Origin of the sequence: Sorangium sp. So ce1153, assembly GCF_051521595.1 — a bacterium.
Lineage (GTDB): Bacteria > Myxococcota_A > Polyangia > Polyangiales > Polyangiaceae > Sorangium.
On the sequence record NZ_CP150361.1, the window covers coordinates 4,451,892 to 4,473,900 of the forward strand.

A 22,009-nucleotide genomic window follows, 5' to 3' on the forward strand; every position below is an offset into this window, starting at 1 on the left:
CTCGTGTACCTCATCGTCTCACGGGAACTGGTTCTCGTGATGCGTCTACGCTGCTACGAGCTCCCGGTCGTTGACGGCAGCTCCGTGAAATACATGCATCCACCATGTTCCTGCAGGAAATACTGCGCTGCGTGCGCCGTCTCGCCATTGCTGCAGTGATTGCCGATAGGCGATTCGAAATGCGTGCCTGACAGCAATAGCAGCCTTTCGCTCCTCCGTATGCCCTCGACCCACCGCAAACGTCGGATTGAACTCGCGAAGCGGCTCGATGCTCGTCGCACGTTCGTAGGGTGAAACCTCGCACGCGCGAGCGGCGCCGAGGAAGTCAAATCTATTCATTTGTGCGGTTGCGCGAGCTTGCTGCTCGTACTGCTCGAGCTTATCTGTTATCTGGCGGCGAAAATTGTCGGCGTCGATATCCGGCACAGACGGTGGAAGTGTGATCGGAAGTGCGGCCTCTTCGGGCCATTGAGGGTTTTTGGGGTCGAAATATGCATCAGGTCGCTTCGCGTGCAGCTCGCCGCTGCCGAGATCGTCCGCGCGCGTCTTTGCTCCCGGCCATTCGTGCGCATGCTGTACGAGTCCAGCGGTTACTGGATTCGCAAGGGTATAAGCTATCTTTTCCACCAGAGCATCTCGTGTCGCCAGATGCACCACGCTGGCTGCCCCAGGGGACCACATCGGACCCTCCCAAGCGCGCAGAACCTTGGTTCCGAGCGCGACAAGGCGATGAAACTGTTGAAGAAAGCGTGGGAGCTGGCCTTGGGTATCGGTAACGACGAGATGAAGGTGTGTGGACATCACGCAGAGCGCGTGCACGAGGATACCATGGCGGCGAGCTGATACAGCCAAAGTGTAAATCACGAGCCGTGTGATGGCTGAATCGGGACGCAAGAGGAAATGCCTTCGCAGGACGCGGCGCGTGAGGAGATAGGTCGCACCGGGGACGATTGCGCGGGGCTGGCTCATGGTCGGACGGGAGACATCAAGCGCCGTGCCAGACTAAAGGAAGCTGAGTTTCGTGGATCTCGACGTCCGCATAGCGTCCGCATCGGTGGCGGCCGCCACCCTCTCCGCCACCTTCGCCAACCAAGGCTTGTTGCGCCACGCAGGTCGGGCGTGTCGTCGCGTCGCCACTGTTGAGCATTGGTTGTCGCTCGCGCGAGGTGTGTCGGTGGGGCAGGTTTCTGCCGCCGTTAGCAACCTGGGTCAAACCTCAACCTGGGTCAAACCTGGGTCAGGTTGCTGGATCAGGTTGCTGCCGTTGCCAACCTGGGTCAGGTTGCGGGCATAGTTCGCGTGCTGCTGCCGTCGTTGCCGTGGTCATGACTTGACGTGACGTGGGTCGGGTAGCTGGTGCTCTCCTACAGGTGGACTCCGCCCCCCAGCGATGCCCCCCAGACGGTCGCACCGCGTTGTCCCGCGAGGCCGAACGGCGCGTCCAGATTGATGGCAACCTGGGAGCGAACGAACGCCGGTTCGAAGTCCGCGTTCGCATACAAGATCGCCGCCCATTGCGAGAAATCTCGCCCGGCGAGCGGCGACGATTGCGCGAACAACTGCAGCCGCAGCCCGGGCGTCAGTGGCCCCATCCTTACACCAGCGTGTGCAGCGGCCGCGACCGCCAGCCGCGACGGATTGGAGTTCACAGAAACGAGCACGGCGGGATCCAGCTCGGCGCCAACGACCACAGGCTTCCACAGCTCCGTCCGGCTGCGGAGCAACAGCGTGATCGGGATCGCGTTCGGCGCCCACATCCAGCAATCCGCGAACCCGCGCGCGGCCGTTGCGACCGCATAATTGTACTCGACGTCCGTGTTCTCCGGGATCGTTCCAGGAAACGTCGTCACCGGCGGCGCAACCCCCAACCCGGCGTAGATCGAGCGCTTTCGCTCCTCGAGCAGCGCCGCCTGTACGGTCACGAACGGATTCCCGAAGCGAAATGACGAGCGCCGCGCCTCGCCCTCCACCTGAAACGTGGTCCAGGCCGAGGTCACGTCCGTGGTTGCGCTCAGCCAGCGGGTCAGGCGAACGCCCGCCGCGACCTGGGGAGCGATATGGGTCGTCGCCAGCTCCCTGCTCTGCGGCGAGGCTGAAAAGATGCCGTATATCGCAACATAACCCCGGTCCGCAGGTCGCATCGGCATGTCGCCTGTCCCCTGCGCCCAGGTTGGCGCCGGCGCGAGCGCTCCACCGGCGGCGACCGCGGCGAACGCGAGTGCGCGCGCTCTTCCGCTCACTTCGTCCTCCGGAACTTCTGCACGCCGCGGCCCCTCAGGCTGGTCACGTACACGCTTCCGTCCTGCCCCACCGCGATCCCGTGCCCCCAGTCGAGCTCCCCGGGGCCGTCTCCGGACGTGCTCCAGCGGTCCACGATCTCCCCATCGAGGTTGAGCCGCAGCACATGCCCTTGCGGCCGCTCCGGATCCTGGTCCCCCCCGTCGACCACGTATACATGCCGGTCAGGCCCGAACGTGATCGCCCACGGCCGCCCCAGTGCGGCGCTCTTCCACTGCGCAAGGTAGCGGCCGTCCGCATCGAAGACCTGGACGCGCGCGTTCTCCCGGTCTGCCACGTAAACCCGTTCCTCGTCGTCCGTGACGATGCCGTGGGGCGTGTCGAATTGCCCTCGCCCGAAGCCCTTCTCGCCCCACTCCATCAGGAACTCGCCGCTCTCGGAGAAGCGCGCGATGCGCGCGTGGTTGTAGCCGTCCGCCACGTAGACGTCTCCGTCCAGGCCGAAGGCGACGTTCGTGGGTCGGTCGAGCTGCTCCGGGCTCGTCGCGCACCCGATCCCCACGAGCGGCACGAGGAGCCACGCGCCAACGCGCATCATGGCGCCTCGCCGAGGGTCATGACCAGGTCCCCCTCCGCCGTCAGCTTGAACACCCGGTTCTGCTCGGAGTCCGTCACCCACACGAAGTCGTTTCGATCGACCTCGATTCCATGGGGGTACATGAACAGCCCTTCTCCCCACGCGTCGAGCAGCTCCCCGGTCTCCGGATCGAAGACCAGGACGGTCGGCTCGGTGATCGGCGCGTCATTCCCTGACGTACGCCCGGCCGCGTGGCTGACCAGCACGCGCCCACGCGCGTCGACCGCGACGTCGAGCGCTGGGCCAAACACAATCCCCTCAGGGATGCGTGGCCAGCCGTCCACCACCTCGTAGGGGCCCGAGGGCGCGTCGTCCTTTGCAGGTGGCCGCGACGTGCACGCTCCAGCGAGCGCGCCCGCGGCGAGCGCGAGGCGCAGCAACCGGACGCGCCCGGCGCCGTGGGCTCCGAGCCGCGCCCGATCGTGGCGAAGCAATCTCATACCGGATCAGGATAACAATGTTATGTACGAGGTGTCAACAGGGGAGCCGTGGACGTGAGAGGATTGTGGGCATGGGTGTGACGGACGCCGATGAGCCGGTCGCGCGCGTGTTCCAGGCGCTCTGCGAGGGCCGTCTGACGCGCGACGATCTGACCGCGCGCAAGATCGCCGCGTTCCTGGGCCAGACGACGATGGTGCTGTACCACCACTTCGGCTCGCTCGACGGATTCCTCATCCGCGTCGACGGCGCCGGGTGGCGGCGGCTCGCGGACCTTCTGGAGGGGCGTGCGCGCGCTGGCGCTGACTTGCGGTCGCTCGCGGTGGGCTACGTCGAGTTCGCGCTGCGCCATCCGGATCTGTACTGGCTCATGGCCGAGCGCCGCTTCGACCGGGCTCGCCTGCGTGAGCAGGGGCGCCTGCGGCTCGCGCGCCCTCTCTGGGGCGCGTTCGTGGAACTGTTGCGCCGTTACGGCAGCACACGGCCGGCGGAGGACACCCATGTTCTCTTCGCGGGCCTGCACGGCATCGCGATGCTCACCCTGAGCGGGCGCGCCAACCTGGGTGAGGACGCGGCCAGCGCCGCCAACCTGGGAGGACCCGCCGCCGCCAACCTGGGAGGGCCCGCCGCTGCTGGCGCCAACCTGGGAGGGCCCGCCGCCGGAGGGCCCGCCGCCGCTGGCGCCAACCTGGGTGAGAATTTCGCCGTGGATGAAGATCTCGCCACCCCAGATGATGAAGATCTCGCCACCCCAGATGAGGAGGTGGCCTTCGCCGCCGCGCGCCGCCTCGCCGAGCTCGTCCTCCCGGGCCGTCCTCCGGCACCTCCTGCCCCGCAGGCAAGCCACGACGACCTCGGACCCCGCCGCAGCACCTGAGCCGGGCCAGCCATCGGCCGCGCGGCCGTCCAAGCGCGACACGCAGGGCCCCCCGGGCGTCGCCGCCAGGAGGAACGGGAAAGCCTGTCGAGGCGATCCTCCACGCCGGGCGCACCGCTCGCGCCGAGCGCACGGCGCGCGTCGGAGTCGCTCGAAACGACCGCAGCACATCGCGCCTCGCTGTTGGACCGGCCGGTGCATGTGGGGGCAATCGGCACGTCCTGCGAGCTCGCGGCATCTATCTCTGTTCGGAGGTGCTTATGCGCGCGCGATGCAGGATGGCTTGGTTGCTCAGCGGGGAGCTGCTCACGGCCAGCGCGGGATGTGGCAGCGACGAACCCGGGATGCTCGGCGAACCCGGGATGCTCGGCGCAGCTCAGCTCGCGGCGACCGCGGGCGCCGATCGGGCCGTGCACTCTCCTGAGGCGCTCGGGGCCCAGAACGACGCCGCGATTGCCGCGAACGCAGACGCGAGCATCCTCGTCGTCACGTACACCGATCCGCGTGGCGCGCTCGCGAGCCCGATCAGCCTGTCCGGCGTCGCGCGCTCCGCCGACGGAGGCAGGACTTTCGCCGAGGTGCTCGGCCCCGGCGGCGAGCCCGCGCTGCCCTCGGCCGCCGGCGGCGAGGTGATCGGTGAGCCCCGCGTCGTCCACGACCCGCGGCGCGACGTGTTCGTGAGCTCCTCCACCTATGTCCGCCCCACCGACGGCGTGCAGGGCCTCTGCATTCACGGATCGAACCCCGGCAGCGCGGCCGGGACCTCCTGGTCCGCACCCGTGGAGGTGGCCCCGGCGTTCGTCGCGGGGGAGCGCGCCGAGCAGGCCTCCGTCGACGTCAACACGGCGACCGGGCGGCTCGCCGTCACCTGGGTTCAGCGCGGCGGGGCATCTCCGAGCATCCTCTACAGCCACTCCGACGACCTCGGGCAGACCTGGTCGTCAGCGGAGGTGATCGCGCAGGCGCCGGCCGGCGGCGACCTCGACGGGCCGAGCGCGCGCATCCTCCCCGGGACGACCGACCGGGATTCGGTCGTCTACGCCGTCTTCCGCTCCATCGAGCCGGGGACGCTCGGGCGCAACATCGGCTGCCGCCGGTCGACCGACGGAGGCATCACCTGGGAGCCGCTCGTCCTCCTCGACGATACCGGCTACCCGCCCGAAGATCAGGTCCCCGGCGTGGACCACGCCAGGCTCTCTCCGTCCATCGACGTCGACCACGCCACGCGGCAGGTCTACGTCGTCTACCAGCGGAGCGGCGACCGAGGGACGGGGGATATCGCCCTCCGTTCCTTCACGGAGCAGTGCGCCCCCGGCCGCGCCGTCCTGCTCAACAGCGACCCGGGGCGAGATCGAGCCCAGTTCTTCCCCTTCGTCGCCGTCGACCGATCGACCGGCACCGCGCACGTCGTCTACTACGACCAGGACGTAGCGAGCTCGGGCGACATGACCGAGGTCGTGCACACCTCGTCGACCGACCAGGGCGCCACCTGGAGCCCGCCCGTGCCCATCTCGGATCGTCCCTTCCACGCGGGCCACGGCAACGACATCTCCCGGCAGAACCTCGGCGAGCGCATCGGCGGCGTGGCGCTGGCTGGCGAGCTCTACAGCGTCTTCAGCGTGACGGGTCCCGCACCCAGGTTCGACGAGGGGCAGCCGGCGTCGACCTCCATGAGCGCGTCGAACATCCAGCTCGACGCCCTCGACGAGTTCGTGCGCGTCCCCCCGCTGCGCGCCGCGGGCGCCCGGGTCGCGGATCCGGCGTGCGGCGACCTCGCGAACGAGCACATCGATCCAGGGGAGCTCGTCGAGGTCGGCGTGTACCTCGAGAACTATCTCGCCAACCCGGTCTCCGGCAGGACGACGGTGTCGGGGATCACGGCCACGCTCGCCACGGAGACGCCCTCGGTGACCATCGTGAGGCCGAGCGCGACCTACCCGGAGCTCGATCCGCTCCGCGTCGCCGCGAGCGACGCCCCGTTCCTCCTCAGCACGGCGCGGGACTTCAACCCGGGAGCCCCGATCGACCTGACGCTCACGGTCAAATCCGACCAGGGCATCATCGAGCTGCCCGTCCAGCTCGAGACGGGCACCCCGGGCACTGCCGACGTCCTCCTGCGCGAGGATTTCGAAGCCGCGAGCGCCCCCGCGCTGCCCGCCGGCTGGCAGTCGGTACGCGCCGGCGGATCGGCATCCGCCTCAACCTGGGTCGTCTCGCAGACGCTGACGCCCGGCGACAACGCCGCGTTCCACGACGAGCAGCCAACCACGGTGCATGTCGCGCTGGTGTCGCCCGCTGTGACGATTCCAGAGAGCTCCGAAAATTCCCATATCACGCTGGACTTCGATCTCACCTACGCGCTGGAAGACGACCCGCAGAAGCTCGTCCAGGCGTTCGACGGCCTGACCCTGCGCGTCGAGGACCTCACGGCCGGCGCCACGCCGCGCGCGGTCCTGGCGGAGGCGTTCGCCGAGCGGATCGTGACCGGCGCGCTCCACCATTTTCCGAAGCACCTCCCCGCGCTGGACGATCCGGAGTACCTCGCTGACCAGTCGGTCTGGTCCGGCAGCTCCGGCGGCAGCAAGCGCGTGTCGATCCGCTTCCCGGGCGAGGGGCTGCGCGGCCGGACCGTCCAGCTCCGCTTCGACTACACGCAGGACGACAGCAAGATCTGCACGGACGCCGGGCATCCCGGGCCGTGCGGCGTCGCGATCGACAACGTCGTGCTCGCGGCGGTGCCGGTCGTTTCCGGGGCCTGCGGGGCGGATCTGGCCATCTCCTTGGCGGACGCGCCGGATCCAGTGGCGCCCGGCGCGCAGCTCACCACGACGATCAGCGTCGCCAACGAGGGACCCGGCGACGCGAGCGACGTCGTGGTGACGTCCGTCCTGCCGGCCGGGGCGAGCCTCGTCAGCGCCTCCGGGGCCGACTGGACGTGCAACCTGGGTGCCGACGGGCTCGTGTGCCGGCGCGCGTCGCTCGCCGCCGGGGCGAGCTCGTCGATAGCGGTCACCTTGGTTGCGCCCGCGCTCGCCCCGTCCGAGGTTGCCGAGGCCATCGAGAGCAAGGCCACGGTCACCGCGGCCGAGCACGATCCGGACCCGGAGAACAACGAGAGAACCGAGCGCACCTCCGTCTCCCTTCCGGTCCGCCTGCGCGGGTTCATGACGGTCCTCAGCGATCGCGAGGCCGGCGACAACGCGGTCTATTCGGTGCTCATCAACAACCTGGGCGGGCGCGAGCAGCCCGACAACGCGGGGTTCGAGTTCGTGGACGTGCTCCCGCCGGAGCTCGCGCTGAACGGCGCGGTCGTGGAGAAGGGTGTTGTCTCGTCCGACCGCACGACCAACACGATCGGCTGGGACGGGGTGATCGAGCCCGGGGAATGGGTGCTCATCACCATCGACGCGAGGATCACGCCGTTCACCGAGGGGCTGGTCCTGTCGAACCAGGGAACGGTCTCCTTCGACGCCGACTCGGACGGCGTCAACGAGTCGAGCGTGTCCACGGACGAGCCGGTGCTCGGCGGCGCGGCCGATCCGACCGTGTTCACGGTCCGGCCGCCGATCTGCGGAGACGGCGTGCTCGGGCGAGGGGAGGAGTGCGACGACGGCAACCGGTTCAACGGGGATTGCTGCTCCGACCTGTGCGCCGCCGAGCCAGCCACGGTGCTCTGCCGTCCGGGCTCGCTCTGCGATCCCGCGGAGTACTGCGACGGCGCCGGGAGATGCCCGGCCAACGTGATCCTGCCCGACGGCTCCCTCTGCGACGACTTCGACGTCTGCGATGGAATCGAGAGCTGCTTCGAGGGGACTTGCGTGCCTGACATCCCCCTCGACTGCGACGATGGGGATCCGACGACCACCGACGAGTGCCACTATCTCTTCGGCTGCCGTAACACGCCGAGCACGACGCCCGCGGAAGGGACCGGAGGGAGCGCGGACATCGGCGTTGGAGGCGGGTCGGGCGCAGACCCGGGTGGCGGCAGTGCGGGCGACGGGGGCGCTGGCGGGGGTCGCGACGAGGGCGGAGGCGGCGAGGGTGGAGGCGGCGAGGGTGGCCGAGACGCGGGTAGCAGCGGCAGCGGTGCTGGCGGGACAGCAGGAGGTGCGGTCGGCAGCGGCGGTGGCGCGGGCAGCGGCGGCGCCAGCGCGGGCAGCGGCGGCGCCAGCGCGGGCAGCGGTGGCGCCAGCGCGGGCAGCGGTGGCGCCAGCGCGGGCAGCGGTGGCGCCAGCGCGGGCAGCGGTGGCGCCAGCGCGGGCAGCGGTGGCGCCAGCGCGGGCAGCGGCGGCGCCGGCGCGGGCAGCGGCGGCGCCGGCGCGGGCAGCGGTGGCGCCAGCGCGGCCGGAACCGGAGGCGACGGCGCCAGCGGCCCCTGCGGCACCGAGGCCAGCGGAGCGGGCGGCGGAGGTGCCGGCGGTGGCCGAGGCGCGGCGGGCGGGGAAGGTCAAGGCGGCCACGCCGGGGAAGGAGCGCCGCCGGAGCCGTGCTGCTGCGTCAGCTTCAGCTGCTCGCACGCCCCGGCGGGTCGCAGGACCGGCCGCGTCCAGGCCGCGGCCCGCGCGCTCGCGATGATCGGCATCCTCCTCGCGGCGCTCGGCCGCGCCTGGCGCGCGCGCCGCCGTCGGCGCTGACGGCGGCGTCGGCGCGCCGCGCGCCCGCCCCGAGGTCACTTGTAGAGGAAAACCCCCTTCAGGTCCTCGGTCTGCGAGATGGGCGTACCGTCCTTCTTCGAGGTGGCCCGGAACTGGTAGATCATCCCCGAGACCAGCGCGGGACCGTCGTACTCGACCGTGACGTCCTCGCTCCCTGACACCCTGGGCACATCCATGTTCTCCCACACCTTTGCCCCGAGCGCGTCGAACAGCATCACCTCGTAAAGATCTTCGCTGGAGTCGTCCTCGAAGACGAACGTCGGTGTCCCGCTCACCTCGTCCATCGCGGTCGCGCCGGGCGAGACGACGGCGAGCGCGCCCGTCACCTTGAACGACTCGTCGACGGGCTGATCAGCGCCGGAGACCGTGATGCGCACGATCTCGGTCCCGCCGATCGACGTGTCCGGATCCCGCACGAGCGCGTCGTTCTCGAACGCGGCGAGGATCACGTACTCGCCGTCAGGCACCCCGGCGATCGAGAACTCGCCGGTGACGTTGCCCTGACGGAGCCCCCGCGGGGTCTCGCCGCGAGCGGTCGCCTCGTTGAAGGTGTCGGCCACGACGAGGATGACCGAAGTCGCGCTCCCGCCGGACGCATTCACGATCTCGACCTTGCCGCTCACGACCGCCGTGGCGTCCCCGGTCGCGTGAAGATCCACGCCCGTCGTCTCCTTGCCCGCGCTGACGGTCGCGCTCGCCGTGTCGAGCGCGAGGCCGGCGGCATAGCCCTTCACCGTGACCTCGCCCGCGGCCACGTTGAAGATCGTGTAGCTGCCGTCGAGATCGGCCGCGCCCGTGGCGCCGCCCGCGACGAGCAGCGTCCCGCCCGGCTGGTCGGCGTGCACCACGCCAGAGACGGCGCCGAGCCCCTCGCTGTCCGAGAGCGGCAGCAGCGCGATCTCGGTCGCCGCCGAGGCGATGGAGAGCGGCTTGCCCGCCGCGGTCGAGAGGTCGATGGGCAGCGCCACCCGCGGCGCCCTGGGGAAGGTCTCGTACGCGAGCGCGTCGGCGCGCAGCGTGACATCGGCCGCGACCGGGGCGCCGTTCGCGTCGCGCCGGGCAGGCACGGCGAGCTCGTAGGTCCCGTCCGCCTTCGTCACCGCCACCCGGGAGATCACCGCGTCGTTCGCGTCGCGGGCGAGCACCCGGGCGCCCGCGATCGCCTTGTCATCGAGCGAGTTGTAGACGCGACCCTTCAGCGTCACCGGCTCGAAGCAAGCGGGCTCCGCGCCTTCGACCTCCTCGCACACCTGCGTCGCGGCGCACCCGGTCTGCTCGGCCACCGAGCAGCTCTTCGTCTCCTCCTCGTCATCGCCGCCACACCCCACCCCTACCAGGGCGCAGAGCACCCCAACAGCCATCGAGCGCATCACCATGAACTCGTCTCCTTTCAAACCCAATCTCGTCGCCGCAGGCACAGCGTCTCGGCTCGCGGGCGGCCCGCGCTGCGTCCCCCGAGCTCGTCCCCGGCTCGGAGCGGAGGCAATACACCACGGACCGCGGCGGACACAGAGGAGCATTGAAACGCAACCTCTGTGTTTTCGCGTTCTTCGTGGTTCGCGCCCTGGACTCGAATCCAGGGAGAACCAGGGCTATCGCGCTGCTACTTCACGACGGGCTGGCAGCAGCCGGTGATACAGTAGTAATCGGCGGCACAGGGCTCCTGGCCGGCGAGCCCGCACGGCTGGACGCCCGGCGCGCACTGGCCTCCTGAGCCTCCACCGGTGCCGCTGCCGCCGGTCCCGGTCTCGCCGCCGCCGGCGCCGCTGCCGCCGGTGCCGCTGCCGCCGGTGCCGCTGCCGCCGGCCCCGCCGCCGCCGGTGCCGCTGCCGGTCTCGAAGCAGTCGGCGGGGAGCGTGTCCTTGCCGAGGCAAAGCTCACAGCGGCCGCAGTCGTTGAGGCAGGCGTCGACGGGGGTGCAGGGCTCGCAGCGGCTCGGGTCGGCGATGCCGTCGCGCGAGCAGGAGCCTTGGCCGGTGCCGTCCGCGTCCGAGCCGAGCCAGACATACATGCCGCTGCCCGCGGGCAGCTCGCAGCAGCCGAAGCAGTCGCAGCCGTTCGGCGTGAGCGGATCGCACACGCTGTGGCAGACATCGGACTGCTCGGCCTTGAGCTCGCTGCAGCTCTGGTCCTGGGCGCCCGGCGTCGAGGCGCGAGGGTCGTAGGCGCACATCGTCCCGTTGATGGACTCGGGGTGATACCCGGGCGCGACCTCGTGCGGATCGCACTGGTGGTTCCAGTGACAATCGTCGTTGCCGGACCCGGAGTCCTGGTCGAAGTAGCAATCCACGGTACACGCCGGCCCTGCCTGGCCGGGTATCCCGCCGTAGTAGCTATCCTCGGTGTTGTCGCACGCGCCGAGGCAGTCCGGATCCTGCGCGTCGAGGAGCCCATCGTCGTCGTTGTCGATGAGATCCCCGCACTGGTACGTCTTCCCCCGGCACATCACGATGGTCGTCGGGGTCGGGATCCCCCCGCCGCCCGCGCTGCCGGTGCCAGCGCCGGCTCCGCCGCCGCCGCTCGCGCTGCCGCCGCCGCTCGCGCTGCCGCCGCCGCTCGCGCTGCCGCCGCCGCTCGCGCTGCCGCCGCCGCTGTCTCCGGCGCCCGTGCCGCTGTCGCCAGCGCCCGCGCCGCCCGATGGGGCGGCGCCATCCACGGCGCTGTCGCTACAGCCGGCGCCCAGGGTGAGTCCGAACAGCGTGGTCAGCAACGAGAGAGAGAGCGGCAGAGCGAGGCGCATGGTGTCTCCAAAGGTGGCGCCAGCGCTCCCGCCCGCAGCGCGGCTGCAGCGCGGTGTCCCCCGGCGCGTTCAGGGAGAGCAGTTACACCAGCGCAAGGTCACGGCTCAGGAAAATGCAGGGACCACGAGACGTGGCAGAGCCCGCTCGGGCGCGGCGTGCGCTCGTGGGGTAACAACCCACCTTGTGCCTGCGGCGACCGCCAGCGAGCCTGGAGACAGATGTGGGGAACACCGATCTGGAGAGACAGACGGGTCGATCACGCGAGGCCCACGCGCTTCGCGCAGGTCCTGGTGTCGTCCGCCGCACCCGACGTGCTCGCGCGTCTCTCTTCAACGCGGCCAGCGCCCGTGCCGCGCCCCGTGAACGGGCGCTGACGGGCGCTCGCCGCGACGATCACCCCGCGCGCCGGCGCCGGCGGCGAGACCCGAGGCCCAGCGCGCCCGCGAGGAGCGCCACGAGGCCGACGCGCGCGCCGCTGCCTTCGCCTCGCTGCACCGCGCAGACAAGCCCGGACGAGACCTCCGGCTCCGTCGTCGTCTCGGCGCCGCCCGCGCCGCTCCCGTCGCAGGCGTCCCCGAGCCCGTCGGCGTCGCCGTCGCCCTGATCCGGATTGGCCACGCGCGGGCAGTTGTCTTCGTCGTCCGGCACGCCGTCGTCGTCGTCGTCCTCGTCATCGGCGTCGCACGCGTCGCCCTGATCGTCGTCGTCGCTGTCGGCCTGATCGGGGTTGGCGACCGCGTCGCAGTTGTCTTCGTCGTCCGCCACCCCGTCGCCGTCGGCGTCGTCGTCGCACGCGTCGCCCTGCCCATCTCCGTCGCTGTCGGCCTGATCGGGGTTCTGCTCCTCGTCGCAGTTGTCCGCCGCGTCGGTCAGGCCGTCGCCGTCGGCGTCGTCGCACGCGTTGCCCGCGCCGTTCTCGTTGGAGTCCGTCTGATCGGGGTTCGGCACGTCAGGGCAGTTGTCGCTCTCGTTCGAGATGCCGTCGCCGTCGCGGTCGACCTCGGCGTCGAGGTCGCACGCGTCGCCGCGGCCGTCGCCGTCGCTGTCGGCCTGATCCTGATCCTGCACGTGCGGGCAGTCGTCGCTCGCGTCCGGGATGCCGTCGTTGTCGTCGTCGTCCTCGCAGGCGTCGCCGACGCCGTCGCGGTCCGTGTCTTCCTGGAAGAGGTTGGGCACGAGGGGGCAGTTGTCTTCCCAGTCGACCAGCCCGTCGTCGTCGCCGTCCGGATCGCAGGCGTCCCCGAGGTCGTCCCCGTCCGCGTTCGCCTGGTCCGGGTTCACGTCCGCCGGGCAGTTGTCCTCTGCGTTCGTGAGCCCGTCGCCGTCGGCGTCGATGTCCGGCTCGCAGAAGTCGCCGATGCCGTCGGCGTCGCTGTCCTCCTGGTTCGGATTGCGCGTGATGGGGCAGTTGTCGCAGACGTCACCGTGCTTGTCGTCGTCCGTGTCCTGCTGGAGCGGGTTCGCCACCTCGGGGCAGTTGTCGGTGTCGTCGAAGATACCGTCGCTGTCGGTGTCAGTGACGTCGGTGTTGTCGTCACAAGGATCTCCGACGCCATCTCCATCGGAGTCCGCCTGATCGGGGTTGACCAGGCTCTCGCAGTTGTCGGCGTCGTTGGCGATGCCGTCGCCGTCGAAGTCGTCGTCGCAGGCGTCCCCGGTCCCGTCGCCGTCGAGGTCCACCTGGTCTGGGTTGGGCACCTCCGGGCAGTTGTCCGCCCCGTCCTCGAGCCCATCCCCGTCGCTGTCGATCGGCTCCGCCCACGCCGCGGCCGGCAAGCTCAGCGCGACCAGGCTCGCCGTGAGCCCCACCATCCACCGTCGCCCGCGCGACCCCACGCCCCTTGTCCCCGTACGCTTCATCGCGCCTCCACCTTCATGGCGACAGCTTCGTCACGAAAACGTCCGTGCCCTCGCCGCCCTCGAGCTGCTTCTCACCGAACTGCACGTCGCCGGTGAACGCCCCGGTCACGAACGCCTGCCTGTCCCGATCGACGGCCACGCCGGTCGCCCGGTCCGGGCCCGCTCCGCCGAAGCGGTGGCTCCACCGATAGCCGCCCTCCGGATCGAGCTTGGCCACGAACACGTCGTCTTCCCCCGCGCTCGTCACCGGCTCGCCCGCGAGCGCGGCCTCCCCGCGGAACCCGCCGACCACGAGCACGTCGCCCGTCCCGTCGACGAGCAGCTGGCCCAGCGACGCGCCGTGCTCGCCGATGACCCGGCTGTAGCGGTGCTCGCCCTTCGGATCGAGCTTCGCCACGAACACCGCCTCTCGCTCTCCGGCCGTCCGGGGACCCCCGCCGAGATCGAGGGTCCCGGCGAACTCCCCGCCCACGATGACGTTGTTCGCCCCGTCGATCGCCACGGCCCTGGCCCGCTGCAGCCCCGCGTCGCCGAAGCGCTTGCTCCAGCGGTGCTCGCCGAGCGCGTCGAGGCTCGCCACGAACACGTCGAGATCCCCGGCGCTCCGCAGCGGCTCGCCGCCGAGGTCGATCGTCCCGGCGAAATCGCCGACGACGACCGCGTTGCCGCGCTCGTCCATCGCCACCGCGCGGGGCTGCTGGTCGAAGCCGTCGCCGAAGCGCTTGCTCCAGAGCGGCGTCCCGTCGGCGTCGAAGCTCGCCACGAACACGTCGCTGCCGCCGGCGCTCTCGAGCCGGTCCTTGCCGATCACGAGCGCGCCCGAGAAGCGGCCCGCCACGACGATGCGCCCGGTCGCGCTCGCGGCCACGCTCGTCGCGGCCTGGAAGCCGAGGCCGCCGAGCGGCTGCAGCCACAGCTCGCGCCCCTCGGCGTCGAGGCGCGCGATGTAGCCGTCCCGCCCGCCGGCGCTCGTCCGCGGCTCGCCGCCGAACTCCAGCGTCCCGGAGAACTCCCCCGCGACGAGGAGGCCCTCGTTCCCGTCCGTCGCGAGCGCGTTCACGATCTGCGGATCGAACGCGCCGAAGCGCTTCAGATCGAGCCCCGACCCGTCGTTGGCCGCGAGCCGCGCCCAGAACACGTTCTCCGCGCCGATCGGGGACACGCTCTTGCCGTCGAGCGCCACGCTCTCCGCCTCCGTGAGCCTGCCGAGGAGCGCCGCGGTGCGGTCGTCGGCCACGGCCACGCTCGCCCCCGCCTGCTCCCCGTCGCCTTCGAGCGCGCGCGCCCACTGCACCTCGCCGCCCGACTGCGGCGCGCGGCCTCCCTCGCCCCCGGCGCCAGAGCCCGCCGGGTCCGACAGGCTGAGATCCGGCGCGCAGCCGAGCGCCGCGCCGCCGAGCGCCGCCAGGCCGGCGGCCGCGCCGCGGAGGGCGAGGCCAAGCGCCGCGCCGCCGAACGCCAGGCCCCCGACCGCCCTCCTGTCGGGCGCCGCGCCTACTGCACCAGGGCAGGATTTTTGCGTTCTCATCAGAATGCCCCCTGCCACAGGACGCCCTGCGCCGTGGGCGTCACGAGCGGAACCAGCGCCGCCCGCTCGGTGCCCGTCCTGGGCCGCAGCAGGATGCCGCCCACCGCCACGCCCACGCCGGCGAGCCCGATCGCGCCGAGGGTCACCGACAGGCCGAGGCTCCGGTTCCACCGCGCCCGGAGCGCCTCCATGCTCTCGAAATCGTGGGTGCGCCGGTCGCAAACGGACCCGGGGCAGTCCTTCTCGACCTGATCGCGCGCGGCCGCGTGATCGATCGCGAACGCCGCGCTGCCGGCGAGCGCCGCGAGCCCCACCCCGCCCGCCGCCCACGCCCACAGCGGCACCGGCGCGCGCGGCTCCGGCGGTGCGTCACCGGACGCCGGCGGCGGACCGCCGCCCGCGTCCGCCTCGGGCTCCGTCGAGACCCCCGGGACGAGGGTGATGCGGACCTCGACCGGCGCGCGCTCCGCCTCCTTCAGCGCGACCTCGCGCCGCTCCGTCTGGAAGCCGGGCGCCTTCACCGCCACCTCGTGGCGACCCGGGTTGAGCTTGCGCGGGTAGGGGAGCGCCGCGCGGGGGATCGGCTGGCCGTCCACCCGCGCCTCGATCTGGTCCAGCGCGGCGCCCTCGACGCGCAGCAGCAGGGACGGAATGCGCGCCTCGAGCTGCTCGACCATGGCGGCGGCCGCCGCCCGCGCCTGGGTGAACGCCGGGGGCTCGTCCTTCCCGAGGGGCAGGTGGACGACCTCGTATGCCGTCTCCCGGGCCTCGATGAGGCGGCCGAGCGCCTCGTCGGCGCGCGCGAGGTCGAGCCCCGTCGTGGGGGCGCGCACGAGCGCGTGGGCGGCCTGGAAATCCTCTCGAGCGCCCGCGACGTCCCCCGCGTCGCGCTTCTTGCGCCCCTCGATGAGGAGCGTCCGCGCGGTCTGACGATCGGCCGCCGAGGGCTCGGCCCGCGCCGGGAGAGCTCCGGCCATCGAGACGATGGCCAGGGCTATGCCTGCGGCGCGGGAGGCACGGGGGCGCAGCAAACTCATGTCATCACCAAGCTGCCGGGACCTTCCCGGACTACCTGGTCATGATCGCACGCCGCTTGCGCAGGGGTCAACTGCGCCAGCGCCCGCGCATCGCGCGGGTGGGCCCATCGCGCCCGCAGCGCTGGTCGCGTTCACCTGAGGAATTCCCTCGTTATGCATCCCTTTTCAGCGGGAAATTGAATCGCGCGCGATTCGCGCGCGATTCAGATCACGTGGCCGGGCGACTCTGGGGCACGGCGACGGCCGACACAGGGACGGCGACGACCTCCGGCGCACCCGGCCGCGGCGCGGGCTCTCCGGCCCCCGCGGGCGCCTCGACCGGCGCGGCCGGCGCCAGATCGCTCGTCGCCGGCCCGTGGAGGACGCGGCCCATGGCGTCGAAGCGGGCGCCGTGACAGCGGCAGTCCCAGCTGCGCTCCGCGGGGTTCCAGGACACGATGCCCCCGAGGTGAGAGCACATGGCCGACATCGCGTGGATCTGCCCCTGCGGATCGCGGTAGACGGCCAGCTTCTTCAGGCCCCTGCGCACGACAGCGCCGGAGCCCGGCGCGATCTGCGCCGCGTCGTCGACGTCGCCCTTGCCGAGCCATGAGGCGTACTGGCACGCCACATTGAGGTTCTCCTTCACGTACTCGGAGACCGCGCCCACGCTCAGGTTGACGCGGGTGGGATCGAAGAGCGACGCCATCCAGCTCTCGCGACCCTGCACGAGATCCGAGATCAAGAGCCCGGCGATCGTCCCGTGGGTCATCCCGTTGCCGCAGTCGCCCGTGGAGATCAGGATCCGCGAGTCCCTCTTGACGCGGCCGATGTACCCGAGCCCGTCGACGGTCTCCATCACCTCGCCGGACCAGCGGTGCAGCACCTCGCCGGCCTGGGTGAAGCGCTCCCTCGCCCACGCCTCGAGCCGCGCGTGGCGCTGGTCGGCGTCGCTGGCCTGGCCCGTCTTGTGGTCCTCGCCGCCCACGATGAGCACCTCGTCGGGGCCGTCCGCGCCGTCGACGTTGGCCACGCGCACGTAATGGAACGGATCGGCCGTGTCCCAGTAGAGGCCCGGCGGGACGGCGTCCCGCGGGATGCGCAGGCCGATGACGTAGGTCCTGTAGCCGGCCTGCTTCGTGTGCACGCTGATGCGGGGAATGAAGGGGGAGTTCGTGGCGAGCACGGCCTCGCCGGCGACGACCTGGCGCCCCCGGGCCGTCTTGACGACGACCTTGTGAGGCACCGAGTCCTCGTCGACGTCGGTCACGTGCGCCAGCGTGTAGAGCTTGCCCCCGTCGCGCTCGATCGCCCGCGAGAGGCCCGCGAGGTACCGGCGGATATGGAACTGCGCCTGGTCGGGGAAGCGGACGGCGGGCCCCGTGTCGAAATCGAGGAGCGGCGCCCGGTCGACGTAATGGACCGAGCCGAGCCCGGCGCGGTGCGCGGCCTCGATCTCGTCGCGCAGGGTGCTCGGGTGCGACCCCGGGGCGACGAAGAGATAGCCGTGGACGCGCCGGAAATCGCAGTCGATCTCCTCTTCCTTGACGATCCGCTCGATGGTGTCGATCGCCAGCGTGTGGCTCCTCGCCGCGCGGCGGAGGTCGCCCGGGCTGTGGAGCTTCGCGAGCGAGGCCCAGCGCCTGTCGAGCGCGTGGGTGATGTGCGCGGTGGTGAACCCCGACTCGCCCCCGCCGACGGCCCCGTTGTCGAGGACGATGACGCTCTTGCCGGCCTTGGCGAGCAGATACGCTGTCGTCAGCCCGGCGATCCCGGCGCCCACCACGCACACGTCCGCGCCGTGGTCGGTCGCGAAGGGAGCCATGGGAGGGATAACGGCGTGGGTCCAGGCGGTGTTCTTGTCGTAAGCTCGCTCCGTCATGCTCTCTCCGCGGGTGGACGCCAAGGCTGCATCCCGGCGCTCGGTGATCGATCGTGTCAGTCGCGTGATCTGCGTCAGCCGTGTCCGTCGTGCCTGTCGTGTCTGTCGTGTCGGTTCGTCGCGTCGCTCACTTCAGTCAACGTCGGTCGCCTCCGGGGAGGCGTGGTGAAGAGGAAGAGACCCAGCGCGGCGCGCCGGGCGCTTCATGAGTCGCGCCTCGACAGGGTGACGAGCAGCCCGTAATGGTCGGAGAAGCCGCTCTTCACCTTCTTCTTGCCCGCCTCGAACGTGAGGTTGGACCGCATGATCTGGGCGCCGGACGCGTCGCCCTCGAAGCCGCGCAGGAGCACGTGATCGATGAGGAGCCCGCGGGTGCCCTTGCCCCCGTCGAGGGGGTTGTCGAAGCAATACGTACACTTCGCGTCCTCCTGGGACGCGTAGGGGTTCACGAAGCCGCGCGCGAGCAGCCGGTTGTAGTGTGCGGGCAGGCGCGCCGAGATCGAGGGCGCGATCGCGGGGCCGGTGTTCAGATCGCCGAGGAGGAGGGTCGCGCCGCGGCCGTCCGTCTTCTGGTCCACGTAGGCGAGGAGCGCGTCGATCTGGGCCGACTGGTCCTTCTGCCACGACGTGTTGCGGGGGTGCGGGACGCCCTCCATGTTCGCCGTGAGGTGGGTGCAGAAGACGTGGAGCTCGCCGACGGAAGGCGGCGAGAGCCTGGTGTAGAGCACCGCGCGGCGATCGATGGCGGAGGGGAGGATCAGCGAGTCCCGCTCGAGGATCTCGGCGTTCGTCAGGACGGCCGTGCCGGAGGCCCCGGAGTAGACCTCCACGGCCGCCGCGCCGCCGGCGCGCGCGGGGGGACGCGCGCCGGCGGCGCTCTTCGTTTGCGCGCGAAGGCACGCTCGGGCAAGCTCGTCAGGCCCCTTCCGCGGGTTCGCAGAGAGGCAGTTGAAACAATCGGGCGACAGGCTGGTGAGCTTCGATGCGCAGCTCTGGAGGAGACATGGGAGCAATGCGTGCTGGGTCAAGCCCGCGCAGCTCTGCGCGGCGCACGCCACGAGCGGATCGGTCTCCTGCCTCGTGCACCCGCCGTCCTCGTGGCCGGGCGGCAGCCGGAACGTCCTGGGCAGGTTGCCGGACGTGGCGGCGACGAGCTTCTGCCAGTGCTCCTCGAGCCAGAACTCCTGCACGCAGAGCAGGTCGACGGGCTGCTCGGCGAGCGCGTTGATGAGCGGCTCTGCCCGCTCGTCGACGTACTTCAGCACGCCCATCGCGAGCCCGCCGTTGTAGGTGGCGACGCGAAATGGCGCTGCCGGCTTCGGCTCGGCGCTCTCGCGCGCCTCCACTGGCGCCTCGGCCTGCGGCGCGACGCCGCCCTCCGGCGCGCTGGTGCTCTCCCGCGCGCGGCTCTTGTCGCCGCTGCACGCGAGGAGCGCGAGCGCGCAGAGGAGCTTTGCGCTCCGGAGCCAGGCCGTCCGCATCAGGCTGCTGGACTATGCAGGTGGCGTACCGCGACCAGCCGCCGCGCGGCGCGGCCAGGACGGCTGAAGTCCCCGCCCGCCAGGAGCTCCGGGTGAGGCATTCCGCCACATTGAGACAAACGTGCACCGCGCGAGCGAGCCGATGAGGCGTGACGCGCGCCGGCCGCCGCGCAGCGGCGCGCGGCGCTGTCGGGGCGAGGGCGAGCGGGAGGGACGTAAAGGTAGCAGGATGTCGTCCCCCATTTCGCCAGGGCAGCTTCTTGATTCGATCCGCGCACACGCGTACTCCAGCTCCACGGCACGGCGAATGAGGACGTTGGATAACCCACAACGACGGGTACCGGGCCCTCCTTGCCTCCACCGAACACCCGGCGGCGCGGGCTCTTCGTCGATACATGGAGGAACAATGAAAGAGCACTTCATCACGAAAGTCGCCCATATCGCTCTTCTGACGAGCATGGGGCTGCCCCTGGGTTGCGGCGGCTGCGACTCGGAGCCAGGGGGCGGCTCACCTTCCTCGAGCAGCGCCGGAGGCGAGGGCGGCGTCGGGGGCGCCGGGGGCGCCGGGGGATTCGGCGGTGAGGGCGGCGCCGGGGGATTCGGCGGTGAGGGCGGCGCCGGGGGGCAAGGCGGAGTCGGAGGCGCCGGGGGGCAAGGCGGAGTCGGAGGCGCCGGGGGGCAAGGCGGAGTCGGAGGCGCCGGCGGTGGAGTCGGCGGTGCTGGGGGGCAAGGTGGAGTCGGAGGCGCTGGCGTTGGAGGCGCCGGCGGTGGCGTGGGCGGCGCCGGCGGCGCCGGCGGCGTCGGCGGCGGTGGAGTCGGAGGCGCCGGCGGTGGCGTGGGTGGCGCCGGCGGCGGTGGAGTCGGGGGCGGCGGCGCTGGCGGCAGCGGCGGCGGCGAGCCGCCCGCGTTCCTGGGAGAAGCCCTCTGGGGGCTCGGCGCCGGCGACGAGAAGAGCGACCGGATCGAGGCGATCGCGGCGGATCAGGACGAGAACATCCTCCTGGTCGGCGGCTTCGAGGCGGCGATCAACTTCGGCGGCGAGGCCGATGAGCTGCTGAGCGAGGGCCGTCACGACATCTTCGTGGTGAAGCTCGACGCGGCGGGTGAGCACGTCTGGAGCAGGCGATTCGGCGACGCCGCGGAGCAGTACCCGTTCGCTGTCGCGACGGACTCGAGCGGCAACGTGGTTATCGCCGGCGAGTTCGAGGGGACCCTCAACTTCGGCGCCGACCCGAGCACGGCCCTCGTGAGCGCCGGCCGGAAGGACCTCTTCGTCGCCAAGCTCGACGCCGACGGCAATCACCTCTTCAGCAGGCGCTTCGGCGACGCGCTCGACCAGTACGCCACGGCCGTCGCCGTCACCGGAGCGGACGAGATCGTGGTCCTCGGCGTCGCCAACGGCGCCATCAACTTCGGCGAGGAGCCCGGGACAGCGCTCACGGGCACCGGCGACGCGAACGTCGTCGTCGCCAAGCTCGACGCCGCCGGCGGTCATCTCTGGAGCAAGCGCTTCGGATCCGTGGACAGCTGGCAGCGCTTCCGCAGCATCGCTGTCAGCGAGTCGGCCCTCTACGCCGCCGGCGCGTTCGGCGGCATCCTGGAGATCGACGGCCACGTCGTGGAGAGCTCCATCGACGGCGAGACCTCCGGCGCGGGGGGCTCCGGCGGCGGCGGGGAGCCGATCTACGGCATCGACGGGCTCGTCGTCAGGTTCGACCTCGCCTCGGGCAGCCTCGTGTGGGCGCGCCCGCTGGGGGCCGCCGGCGAGCAGTACGCCAAGCTCGTGAGCCTCGGGATCGACGGCCATCCCGTCGTCCTCGGCAACTACGCGGCAGGGTTCCAGATCGGGTCCACCGAGATCGAGCACCCCGTGGCGGGAGAATACGACCTCTACCTTGCCCGGCTCGACGCCGAGGCGGGCGAGCCGCTCGCCGCGCGCGGGTTCCCGTCCGCGGGCGACGAGTTCATCTGGGGGCTCTCCCAGGACCCCTGGGGCAACCACGTGCTGAGCGGCTACTTCACCAGGTCGCTGGCGCTCGGCGGGGCGCCCATCGCGGTCGGGGCGCCGGCGTCGGGCGACGCGTTCGTCGCGAAGCTCAGCCCGGACTTCTCCGAGGAGCTCTGGTCCGACGTCTACCGGGATCAGTTCTACTCGTTCGTCACGGCCCAGGCGGTCACCGCCAGCGGCAACACCGTCGCCGCGGGCCTCTTCTTCGGCGAGCGGATCGAGCTCGGCGGTGGCCTCCCCCCGCTCGAGCACACCGCGCCCGCGCGCGATTACGACAACGGCGACGTCTTCGTCGTGACCCTCTCGCCGTGACGCGGTAGCCGGCGCGGCGCTCGGCCGCGCCTGGCCCGGCGATCCCCGAACGACAAAGCGCCGAGGACGCCAGGAAGGCCAGGGGGACCAGAGAGCTGGTCCTCCGTGGCGTTCCTCGCGTCCCTGGCCGTCCTCCTCGTCCTCGCGCGAGCCCCCCGGAGAGGGCGCTCGCGCGAGGCGCGAGGGGCTGGCCGGGCACAACAGGCCGGAGGGCGAGAGGGCCGGCGCTCCGGCTTGCGGTGCGCGTCCTCGCGGTCGCTCCGGCGCATCTGCTGCGCTCGGCGCACGGCGCCGCGGGGCGCCGATCGCGGCAGCCCCGTGGCTCTCCCATGCTTC

At 71.4% G+C, this 22,009-nt stretch carries 14 protein-coding genes; 3 read left to right on the forward strand and 11 right to left on the reverse strand.

From position 1 onward, the window contains the following. Nucleotides 1–45 precede the first annotated feature (45 nt). From WME85_RS15880 to WME85_RS15895, 4 genes are all read right to left on the reverse strand, one after another. Nucleotides 46–969 carry a transposase gene (locus WME85_RS15880; RefSeq protein ID WP_437839139.1) on the reverse strand — a complete coding sequence of 308 codons (924 nt, stop codon included), beginning with the start codon at nt 967–969 and terminating at the stop codon, nt 46–48. Nucleotides 970–1,364: 395 nt separating this feature from the next. Next, nucleotides 1,365–2,147 (reverse strand): hypothetical protein, encoded by a 783-nt coding sequence (locus tag WME85_RS15885; protein ID WP_437839141.1) that lies wholly within the window; start codon nt 2,145–2,147, stop codon nt 1,365–1,367. An 89-nt stretch (nt 2,148–2,236) separates the two neighbouring features. Further along, nucleotides 2,237–2,836, reverse strand: a complete 600-nt coding sequence (locus WME85_RS15890; protein ID WP_437839143.1) for a 6-bladed beta-propeller — start codon at nt 2,834–2,836, stop codon at nt 2,237–2,239. Next, nucleotides 2,833–3,315 (reverse strand): hypothetical protein, encoded by a 483-nt coding sequence (locus tag WME85_RS15895; protein WP_437839145.1) that lies wholly within the window; start codon nt 3,313–3,315, stop codon nt 2,833–2,835. Before WME85_RS15895 ends, WME85_RS15890 begins: the two co-directional genes overlap by 4 nt. A 71-nt stretch (nt 3,316–3,386) precedes the next feature. On the opposite strand from WME85_RS15895, the gene WME85_RS15900 reads away from it, so the two are divergent. Then, nucleotides 3,387–4,190: a TetR/AcrR family transcriptional regulator gene (locus WME85_RS15900; RefSeq protein ID WP_437839147.1), complete on the forward strand. Its 804-nt coding sequence runs from the start codon at nt 3,387–3,389 to the stop codon at nt 4,188–4,190. Between the two features lie 344 nt (nt 4,191–4,534). Continuing rightward, the gene (locus WME85_RS15905) at nt 4,535–8,824 is read left to right on the forward strand and encodes a hypothetical protein (RefSeq protein WP_437839148.1); all 4,290 of its coding nucleotides are present in this window, start codon (nt 4,535–4,537) and stop codon (nt 8,822–8,824) included. Nucleotides 8,825–8,859: 35 nt separating this feature from the next. On the opposite strand, the gene WME85_RS15910 is transcribed toward WME85_RS15905, so the two are convergent. From WME85_RS15910 to WME85_RS15940, 7 genes are all read right to left on the reverse strand, one after another. Continuing rightward, complete coding sequence (locus WME85_RS15910; protein ID WP_437839150.1) at nt 8,860–10,221, reverse strand: hypothetical protein; 1,362 nt, start codon at nt 10,219–10,221, stop codon at nt 8,860–8,862. 227 nt (nt 10,222–10,448) lie between these two features. Then, entirely contained in the window at nt 10,449–11,585 is a 1,137-nt protein-coding gene (locus WME85_RS15915; protein WP_437839152.1) for a hypothetical protein, read from the reverse strand. A gap of 394 nt (nt 11,586–11,979) precedes the next feature. After that, on the reverse strand, nt 11,980–13,446 hold the full coding sequence (locus WME85_RS15920) for a thrombospondin type 3 repeat-containing protein (protein ID WP_437839154.1): 1,467 nt from the start codon (nt 13,444–13,446) through the stop codon (nt 11,980–11,982). Between the two features lie 13 nt (nt 13,447–13,459). Then, nucleotides 13,460–14,974: a hypothetical protein gene (locus WME85_RS15925; protein WP_437839156.1), complete on the reverse strand. Its 1,515-nt coding sequence runs from the start codon at nt 14,972–14,974 to the stop codon at nt 13,460–13,462. Then, on the reverse strand, nt 14,974–15,951 hold the full coding sequence (locus WME85_RS15930) for a hypothetical protein (protein WP_437839157.1): 978 nt from the start codon (nt 15,949–15,951) through the stop codon (nt 14,974–14,976). The genes WME85_RS15925 and WME85_RS15930 overlap by 1 nt, the downstream gene beginning before the upstream one ends. A 268-nt stretch (nt 15,952–16,219) precedes the next feature. Beyond that, nucleotides 16,220–17,872 (reverse strand): FAD-dependent oxidoreductase, encoded by a 1,653-nt coding sequence (locus WME85_RS15935; protein WP_437839159.1) that lies wholly within the window; start codon nt 17,870–17,872, stop codon nt 16,220–16,222. Nucleotides 17,873–18,075: 203 nt separating this feature from the next. Further along, the gene (locus WME85_RS15940; protein WP_437839161.1) at nt 18,076–19,353 is read right to left on the reverse strand and encodes an endonuclease/exonuclease/phosphatase family protein; all 1,278 of its coding nucleotides are present in this window, start codon (nt 19,351–19,353) and stop codon (nt 18,076–18,078) included. Nucleotides 19,354–19,810: 457 nt separating this feature from the next. Between WME85_RS15940 and WME85_RS15945 the strand changes: the two genes are divergently transcribed. Next, nucleotides 19,811–21,673: a PE-PGRS family protein gene (locus tag WME85_RS15945; protein WP_437842311.1), complete on the forward strand. Its 1,863-nt coding sequence runs from the start codon at nt 19,811–19,813 to the stop codon at nt 21,671–21,673. The last annotated feature ends 336 nt before the right edge of the window (nt 21,674–22,009 follow it).

What these genes read in the sequence shown, in the direction of transcription:
- WME85_RS15900 (WP_437839147.1), top strand. Translation starts at nt 3,387, where the DNA reads ATGGGTGTGACGGACGCCGATGAGCCGGTCGCGCGCGTGTTCCAGGCG.
- WME85_RS15940 (WP_437839161.1), bottom strand. Translation starts at nt 19,353, where the DNA reads ATGCGGACGGCCTGGCTCCGGAGCGCAAAGCTCCTCTGCGCGCTCGCG.
- WME85_RS15895 (WP_437839145.1), bottom strand. Translation starts at nt 3,315, where the DNA reads ATGAGATTGCTTCGCCACGATCGGGCGCGGCTCGGAGCCCACGGCGCC.
- WME85_RS15935 (WP_437839159.1), bottom strand. Translation starts at nt 17,872, where the DNA reads ATGACGGAGCGAGCTTACGACAAGAACACCGCCTGGACCCACGCCGTT.
- WME85_RS15930 (WP_437839157.1), bottom strand. Translation starts at nt 15,951, where the DNA reads ATGGCCGGAGCTCTCCCGGCGCGGGCCGAGCCCTCGGCGGCCGATCGT.
- WME85_RS15925 (WP_437839156.1), bottom strand. Translation starts at nt 14,974, where the DNA reads ATGAGAACGCAAAAATCCTGCCCTGGTGCAGTAGGCGCGGCGCCCGAC.
- WME85_RS15920 (WP_437839154.1), bottom strand. Translation starts at nt 13,446, where the DNA reads ATGAAGCGTACGGGGACAAGGGGCGTGGGGTCGCGCGGGCGACGGTGG.
- WME85_RS15910 (WP_437839150.1), bottom strand. Translation starts at nt 10,221, where the DNA reads ATGGTGATGCGCTCGATGGCTGTTGGGGTGCTCTGCGCCCTGGTAGGG.
- WME85_RS15905 (WP_437839148.1), top strand. Translation starts at nt 4,535, where the DNA reads ATGCTCGGCGAACCCGGGATGCTCGGCGCAGCTCAGCTCGCGGCGACC.
- WME85_RS15890 (WP_437839143.1), bottom strand. Translation starts at nt 2,836, where the DNA reads ATGATGCGCGTTGGCGCGTGGCTCCTCGTGCCGCTCGTGGGGATCGGG.
- WME85_RS15880 (WP_437839139.1), bottom strand. Translation starts at nt 969, where the DNA reads ATGAGCCAGCCCCGCGCAATCGTCCCCGGTGCGACCTATCTCCTCACG.
- WME85_RS15915 (WP_437839152.1), bottom strand. Translation starts at nt 11,585, where the DNA reads ATGCGCCTCGCTCTGCCGCTCTCTCTCTCGTTGCTGACCACGCTGTTC.
- WME85_RS15945 (WP_437842311.1), top strand. Translation starts at nt 19,811, where the DNA reads ATGGGGCTGCCCCTGGGTTGCGGCGGCTGCGACTCGGAGCCAGGGGGC.
- WME85_RS15885 (WP_437839141.1), bottom strand. Translation starts at nt 2,147, where the DNA reads ATGCCGATGCGACCTGCGGACCGGGGTTATGTTGCGATATACGGCATC.